The organism is Patescibacteria group bacterium (assembly GCA_041665345.1).
Classification (GTDB): Bacteria; Patescibacteriota; Patescibacteriia; order PEXW01; family PEXW01; genus JBAYJA01.
Genome location: JBAYJA010000006.1, coordinates 1 through 7,314, shown reverse-complemented (window position 1 = coordinate 7,314; position 7,314 = coordinate 1). Strand labels below are relative to the sequence as shown.

Annotated in this window: 8 protein-coding genes; all 8 read left to right on the top strand. The window is 48.7% G+C overall.

The genetic code is table 11. From position 1 onward, the window contains the following. Positions 1–88: 88 nt before the first annotated feature. The gene (locus WCV85_06780) at positions 89–2,332 is read left to right on the top strand and encodes a DUF4012 domain-containing protein (protein MFA6474541.1); all 2,244 of its coding nucleotides are present in this window, start codon (positions 89–91) and stop codon (positions 2,330–2,332) included. Positions 2,333–2,681: 349 nt separating this feature from the next. Then, on the top strand, positions 2,682–3,233 hold the full coding sequence (locus WCV85_06775; protein MFA6474540.1) for a hypothetical protein: 552 nt from the start codon (positions 2,682–2,684) through the stop codon (positions 3,231–3,233). A 74-nt stretch (positions 3,234–3,307) separates the two neighbouring features. Beyond that, positions 3,308–3,679 (top strand): hypothetical protein, encoded by a 372-nt coding sequence (locus tag WCV85_06770; protein MFA6474539.1) that lies wholly within the window; start codon positions 3,308–3,310, stop codon positions 3,677–3,679. A 17-nt stretch (positions 3,680–3,696) separates the two neighbouring features. Next, positions 3,697–3,981 carry a hypothetical protein gene (locus tag WCV85_06765; GenBank protein ID MFA6474538.1) on the top strand — a complete coding sequence of 95 codons (285 nt, stop codon included), beginning with the start codon at positions 3,697–3,699 and terminating at the stop codon, positions 3,979–3,981. Between the two features lie 295 nt (positions 3,982–4,276). Then, on the top strand, positions 4,277–4,633 hold the full coding sequence (locus tag WCV85_06760; protein ID MFA6474537.1) for a DUF559 domain-containing protein: 357 nt from the start codon (positions 4,277–4,279) through the stop codon (positions 4,631–4,633). 223 nt (positions 4,634–4,856) lie between these two features. Then, complete coding sequence (locus WCV85_06755; protein MFA6474536.1) at positions 4,857–5,867, top strand: asparaginase domain-containing protein; 1,011 nt, start codon at positions 4,857–4,859, stop codon at positions 5,865–5,867. A gap of 2 nt (positions 5,868–5,869) precedes the next feature. Then, positions 5,870–6,448 (top strand): hypothetical protein, encoded by a 579-nt coding sequence (locus tag WCV85_06750; GenBank protein ID MFA6474535.1) that lies wholly within the window; start codon positions 5,870–5,872, stop codon positions 6,446–6,448. Between the two features lie 3 nt (positions 6,449–6,451). Beyond that, the coding region (locus tag WCV85_06745; GenBank protein MFA6474534.1) for a histidine kinase N-terminal 7TM domain-containing protein at positions 6,452–7,314 on the top strand (863 nt) is incomplete at its 3' end.

Below are 7,314 nucleotides of genomic sequence, written 5' to 3'. Positions count from 1 at the left end.
GTCAAGCGCAGGTTCTGCAGTATCGCTGGAAAAATTTGGCGGAGTCAACGCTCCGTGTGTACCAAGACACGTTCGCCTAACCTTACCCATGCCCAACTTTCATCAGGATAGTAACGACATTCCAGAAAATAACGTCTTGGACTTGCGAACCCCCAAGGCTGCGGAACCAGAAACACGTCGTGCACGGAAGAAGCACGTGGACTTCTTAACGTTCGTGGAGGAAGGGGAGTCGAAGCTCGAGAAGGCAACCAGATCCTGGTTTCAGCGAAAAGCCAAAACCGTTGAGAGTCCTTCGCTGACTGCGCAGGTTCCTTCAATCAACCACGAAGCGGTTGAGGAAGTAGACCTTCCACCAGCAGAACCAAAGCAGCAACGAATTCGATGGCGCATTCCGGTTGGACCCACAGTGCGCTTTGGCGTTGGGCTTGCAGCACTGGTTGCGGTCATTGTTGGCGCGCGGTTTGTGACACGTGTCCAAGATGTGCGGGGCGATGTCCTCGGTGCGTCAACGCAGGCTGTGCAAGAGCTCCTCGCAGCTGGGAATGCCGCGGGTGCTTTGCAATTTGGCACCTCGCAGAAGAATTTGGAAGCTGCGGCTGATGCGTTTCAATCCGCGCAAGCGGATATAGAAGAAGTTGCGGGTTTTGTGCGGAGCATCCCTGGCACCGACCGCATACAGCGCGCGCAAAATTTGCTGGCGGCTGGTGAGGCTATGGCCTCTGCTGCCCAACTTCTGGCCAAGGGCGCAGAGCAAGTCTCCAGCGCAGGAACTGGCGGTCCAGCCGTGGTTGGGGTACTGGCCGCGTTTGACACTTCCGTAGAGCCCGCGGCAAAAAAATTAGGTGAAGCCGCCACATTACTGCAAACCGTCAAAGCCTCGGATTTACCCACAGAGTACCAAGCGGCGTTTGCGGATTTGCAAGAGCAACTCCCAAGTATGCAAGTGCAGTTTGAACGATTGCATCAGGTTGGTGCGTTCCTACGTTGGTTCTTGGGGGCAGATGGTACGCCCAAGCGCTTCCTCTTCACCTTTCAGGATACAAACGAACTTCGGCCAACCGGCGGGTTCATTGGAAGTGTAGCCATAGTGGAAATGGCAGACGGTGTCATTACGAAAGTGGAAGTACCGTCTGGGGGTGTGTACGACCTCAGTGGCCAAACCAACCTCAAAGTCCAGGCACCGCAGCCACTTCGACTCGTCATGGCAAACTGGAATTTGCAGGATGCAAACTGGTTTCCAGATTTTCCAACCTCGGCCAAGAAAATGTTGGAGTTCTACACGTCAGCAGGCCGAACCAGCGTCGATGGTGTGGTAGCAATTACCCCAGCCGTCCTCCAGTCATTCTTGGCGCTCACTGGACCCGTGGAAGTGAAGGAGTTCAAAGAAACCTTTACAGCTGAAAATTTTCCACGGAAGTTGCAGGAAATTATCAAAGCTTCGGAAGCGAAAGATTACACCAAGCCAAAATTGGTGCTGGGTTACCTTGCGCCGCAGATTCTTGGACGGGCGTTTAGCTTGGAACAGTCGCAGCTGTGGCAATTGCTTGGCACTTTGCAAGATCACGTAACGCGGAAGGATCTGCAATTCTACGCGACGAACAGCACCAAGCAGACGCTGATCCAGGATATTGGTTGGTCTGGAACCGTGCGGCAGACAGAGAGTGATTTCCTCATGGTGAATCGTGCGAATATTGGGGGTGGGAAAACGGACGGGGTGGTGGAAACCCTGGTACGTCACGAAGCGAACATCGCTGCCAGTGGTGCAATCACTAATACCGTCACCGTCATTTTGAAGCATACTGGCGTGCCTCGAGATCAGTTTACCGGTGCACGCAATGTATCATACGTTCGTGTGTACGTTCCCGGCGGGAGCACCTTCGTGTCGGCAACCGGCTTTGAGCAAATTGACCCTAAGCGTTTCCAGATGCCTTCGGCTGATCGGCAAGTGGATGCTGACCTTTCTCGGCTCGATGTGGGTGCGCTCGTTGATGATGCAAGTGGCACGCGGATTAGTACAGAATTTGGGAAAACTGCCTTTGGCAATTGGCTTGGTGTTGCCCCTGGAGAAACCATAGAAGCGCGCATCACCTACACGTTACCCTTCACCTTAAAAGTGGGCGGTTTGCTGGACAGAGCAGACCAGTACAGTCTGCTGGCGCAGATGCAACCTGGGACAAAAATTTCCTTAGCTTCCACCTTGTCTGTTCCAGCTGACTGGAATGTGTCGTGGGAGGGGAGTACGGCCAGTGCATTCACCCGCCAAGGGAATATGGTTCGCATGAACACGCTCTTGGAGCGGGACCAGTACTACGGCGTGGTAGTGCGGAAGTAGGTTCAGAGTGAAAAGGATATTGGTGAATCCTTTATTTTATTGTGGAAATAGTTAAAGGGGTCCCGAAGGATGTGGCGCGGACGACCAAAGGGAGGAGCACGCGTTTCTGGGGAAAAGCGGGACACGGGCGAAATCCGGAGCAACCTGGCGCATGCCGGGATGCGGAGGGTATAGCCCGCGATCACGCGCGCCGTCGCGACGGCGCTGTTTTGTCGTGGATAACTCACCCCAAAACCACCCCAAAGCCGTGTTAGCCTATAAGTGAAACAAACCACAGCTATTCATCTAGCCCTGGAAAGGAGGTGAGTAGCACAGTAAATAACGCTTTTTTCAAAGAAAGGAGGATCCTATGTATAGGATTCTCACAATCGCAGCAGTGCTGCTCACATTGGTGCTGGTTGGGTGCAGTGACAAAGCGCAGCAACCAACCGCTTCAAGCAACACCGTAGGGGAAGTAAACTCCGGGTGTATCGAATTACCTACCGATCTACCGTCGGGTATTACCGCAGGGGACATCAAGAAATCTCTGAAGGCAAAAGATGATATTCCCTTCCAGATGCTCGTTCCTGAAGTACTTGAAGATCTGGGAAGCACGTATTCCCCCGAAGAGTACTACATTGATTCTCTGGGTCTCCATTGGGGGCATACGAAGGGAGTGTCATCTCAGGCAGCATTGGGATCCTGCTACTATTCCTATGGGTTCAGTATTGTAGGCACCTTTCACTTCGTGTACTGGTTCTCGTACCGGCCACCTAGCTATGATGCGTATATGTTCTTCAATAAAATATACGCTCAACCCTATGGGTCGAATGGGGTACTGGTTCAGAAACGTGATATTTGCTCGAATTGCGCTTGCAACCCTTTCTGTGCCATATTTGGCGCGAGGGTATGTGCCAAGTAACTTGTGTATGGGGTGGCGTCTTTAAAAAACCCACCCCACCCTTATTAAATAATTTATAATTAATTAAAAAAAGTATGAAAAAAAAGAACTATAGTTTACTCGTTCTCATTGCCACTTCCTTGGGGATTATTGGATTGCTCGTTTTTTGGGTACCAAGCTTCTTTGCAGATGAATTTTACACCATCTCTATTGCGTACGAAAAAGGGTCGGTAAAAATGATTCCTCCTCCTGATGAGCTGAGAAGTGCCTCGGTAAGCAAGTGGACAGATGTGTCGGCGACATTCAAAAATAGCAGCGACGGCCCATGCCAAGTTGAAGTACAATCTTTTCGTTTTTCGAAGAACTTCGAGATTAAGCAGAATGCTGAATATGGGTTGATCCTGCCGCAGAATAAAAGTATTGCCATTACTTTCTGTGGAGTGAGAAAAGATATTCTCATTGATTAGTTATTCAGGATTGTTTTATGACTGCAAAACTGCAAAATATTTTCAAACTTCTTGGGTACACAATCATCGGAGGTTTGTGCGCTTTTGCTTGGAGTTTCTTGGGATCACTCTTTTTACCAAAAGAAGTAAACCTGTCCGTTGCTTTCAATCTACTTCCTGCGCTGCTTGCGATCGTGGGGGCAGTTGTTGCTTTACTTTTTTTAAAAAATCCAAAACGAATTCCGGTATTGCTATTTTTTGTCGGATTCATTTTTATAAATAAGTTTTTTGAAGGCGTCATTGCTTCGTTGATTGCAAAATAAGTCGGCATACTTATTGAATTTGTACTCTTTATGAAATCCCTCTACCGCCTCGCTGCAGCTAGTCTCTGCATCCTTACACTTTCAAGTTTTACCATTGTTGCTGCTTTGGTCTGGTAAACAGTTACCACTCCTTCCGGGGTGTTCCCGATGGGTCACACCCGCCTGCTGACCCCCTCCTCATCCGAGGAGGGGATATGAAGGAGATATAAATGTATGCTCAGTACGTTTAGTAGATGTGAATATTTCATATATCCCCTCCTTTCATAAGGAGGGGATTAAGGGGTGGTAGTCTTTTATGGAAAGTGCAATTCATAATGTGCGAAGATTGAAAGATGTGCGCCGTGCTTTGCGGAGAAATATGCCGAAGTCAGAAGTTGTGCTTTGGTCATACCTGAGGAACCGTCAGTTAGGAGTGAAATTTCGAAGACAGCATAGTATTGGTCCGTATATTGTGGACTTTTACTGCCCCGGAAAAAGACTAATTATCGAAGTTGATGGAGAAAACCATGCAAACTCCGAGCAACGCGCAGAAGACTTGGCACGAGATGTATTTGCCCAGCAATGCCACATTCGAGTTGTACGGGTTTTGAACACTGATATTCAAGAAAATATTCGTGGGGTGATTGATGAAATTCTTCATTATATTCGGTAAATACATAGCGTAGATGAAAAAATGTTTGTTCCGGCGTAACGGAATTACCACCCCGTCCGGGGTGCTTCCAATAGGTCGCACCCGCCTGCTGGCCCCCTCCTCATTAGAGGAGGGGATAAGATACAGAGATACCCTGCACTTGTAGGAAATACTTAAAACTTGACGAACCAAAGGTATGTAGCTACAGTGAGCGAAGAATTTGCATTTGCTAACCCCTGCTGGGATGCCGAAGACCCTGCCAAAGATCACGTTGCTATTCGCTGGCGGTGCCACGCTCTACACCGAAGGGGAAGGTGTCTTCAATTTACGATCAGCTAGTGACGTGAAGCAGTGGATGGCAAAAGTTCCAGAGCTCTCTCTCATTGCCGAGGTAGAGCCTATTTTTTTGCTACCCGACGGGCAAACCCTGGAGCCAGAGCATTGGAATGATGTGCTTGGCATCGTCAAGCAAAAGTACGCCGCCTCTGATGGTTGTGTCATCCTCCAAGGTGTCGACACTATGCTTTCAACTGGGGCGTTCCTCTCTTTTGCGCTGCATGGGCTTGGGAAGCCTGTGGTGCTCACCGGCGCGCCAGTTGCACCGCCAAATCCGCAAGGCGACACAAAGGAATTCATGTCACACTTCCGCACGCTGGGGGTGCGGGCAAACCTCATTAATGCCGTTCAGGTTTCCACACTCAATCTCCGCGAGGTGTCCATTGTCTTTGGCAACCAGGTTATGCGCGCAAATCGTGCCCGGTCAGCCCCTGGCGCCACCTTTAACATGTTTGAGGCAGATGAAGTGGACGTCTTTGGCCGGGTAGATTTTGGTATCCGCTTGAAGTCTGAACAGCAACGGAAGAAAGATCCTATTCACATTACAAAGTTGAAGAATGTGCAGTTGGCTGTGGTCTCTCTCCACCCTGGATTCAAACCCGAAGCACTCGCGGATGTCGTCAGAGAAAAACCAGATGGCATACTCATCCAGTCTTTTGGGCAGCAGGGTGTGCCAGAACGATACTGGCCAGCAATTCGTTTAGCCACGCAGAAAGACATTCCCGTCGTCATTACCGGGCAAGGTGCAGCGGGTTTGGTTTCGCAGCCAGGGGTTGCGGTCATTTCTCACCTTACGGAAAGTACACTGCACGCCAAATTTCTGTGGGCTTTGTCCAAGGCGAGCAATTCACGCGTGGTGCTGGATCTCATGCAGAAAAATGCAGCAGGGGAGTTTGGCTTCTTGTACCGAGACAGCTAAGTATGCGCGTCTACTACTTCCAAGCGCCAAGTCCAAAGCCTCGCATGGAGCACGTGCGTGCAGACTTGCTGCAACTCATGGATACGAAGCACGTCTTCTACATAACCAATGATGGTCGCAATAGTCTTGATGTCCCACAAGATGAACTGGAAGCTTTGGCCAAAACAGGTGGCTCCATGTTGGACAACATGGATGCTCTGGTCATTGAAGGTTCAACACCAGATGCAGACGTGGGCTACTTGCTGGCGTATGCTATGAGTTTGAAAAAGCCAACCCTCTACCTGTATGACAAAGACATTGCGAATAAGGGTGTGCTGAAGTACTTGGGGAGCCGCCAGATCCCTGCGCACATCAAAGTGCAGTCGTACAGCGGCAGTAGTGTTGTTGGCATTACGGAAAAGTACCTCACCGAACTCCTCAGTTCAGAAGCGGCCGGTCAGCCAACCATTAAGTTCACTTTCCGCATAACCCCGCAGATTGAGCAGTACTTGCAGCAGAAAGCCAAGAAAACCGGCATGTCGAAGGCTGACTTTCTGCGGAAGAAGATTGAAGAGGATATTATTGGGAAGGAGAAGAAATAATTTATGCTACAAGAACTCGTCTCTCGAGAGACAATACAATTCTTTGCTCCATTAACCGTTGTTATTGTTGGGGCGAATACTTTAGTTGCTGTAACTGTACTGGCAAAAGGTGTACGTAAAGTTGCACATTGGTTATTTTTCACTCTCATTCTCGTTTTCAACGGTTGGATCATCGGAAATTATTTTACACATTTTGCTAACGACGCATCACAATCACTGTTTGCAAACAACTGCACTTATTTTCTTGGGGTATTCATTGTTCCCATTTTCATTCTTTTCGTCTACTACTTCCCGCGGAAGTCACATTTCTCTTGGTATGGGTATATCCTTCTCATTCTTCCAGCGATTTTCGCAGCTGTTCTTGCATTCTTCAATAAGTACATTACTAGTGTCCAACTAGTACCAGATAAGTTGAATGTGTTAGAGAACAACCAAACCTGGCTCACTTTCTATGCACTACTGGTTGCAGGATACGTGGTGGTATACCTTTTTATTTTAGGTAGGAAAATTCGACGTGAACCGGCAATGAATCAGATAAAATTAAAATACGTACTTAGTGGATTCATCATTGCTTCGGCCATTGGAATATTTTTTGATCTTTTGCTACCACTCACACAAAAAGAGACAACGATTGGACTTTTTGGGTCGTATGGAACAATATTTATTACCGTTTCTGTCGCATACGCAATTCTCCGCTACCGACTCATGGACATTTCCATTGTCATTCGGAAGAGCGCGGTGCAACTCCTGACCTTCATCATTCTCTTCGCCATTTACGCGTACGCATTACTCCTTGTCCAACGTGGGTCAAGTTCTGCGGTGAGTTTGAATAGTAATACTTCACTCCTCATTACCATTTTCATCAT

Coding starts and splice junctions, on each gene's coding strand:
- WCV85_06755 (MFA6474536.1), top strand. CDS start 4,857: ATGCCGAAGACCCTGCCAAAGATCACGTTGCTATTCGCTGGCGGTGCC.
- WCV85_06760 (MFA6474537.1), top strand. CDS start 4,277: ATGGAAAGTGCAATTCATAATGTGCGAAGATTGAAAGATGTGCGCCGT.
- WCV85_06770 (MFA6474539.1), top strand. CDS start 3,308: ATGAAAAAAAAGAACTATAGTTTACTCGTTCTCATTGCCACTTCCTTG.
- WCV85_06780 (MFA6474541.1), top strand. CDS start 89: ATGCCCAACTTTCATCAGGATAGTAACGACATTCCAGAAAATAACGTC.
- WCV85_06765 (MFA6474538.1), top strand. CDS start 3,697: ATGACTGCAAAACTGCAAAATATTTTCAAACTTCTTGGGTACACAATC.
- WCV85_06775 (MFA6474540.1), top strand. CDS start 2,682: ATGTATAGGATTCTCACAATCGCAGCAGTGCTGCTCACATTGGTGCTG.
- WCV85_06750 (MFA6474535.1), top strand. CDS start 5,870: ATGCGCGTCTACTACTTCCAAGCGCCAAGTCCAAAGCCTCGCATGGAG.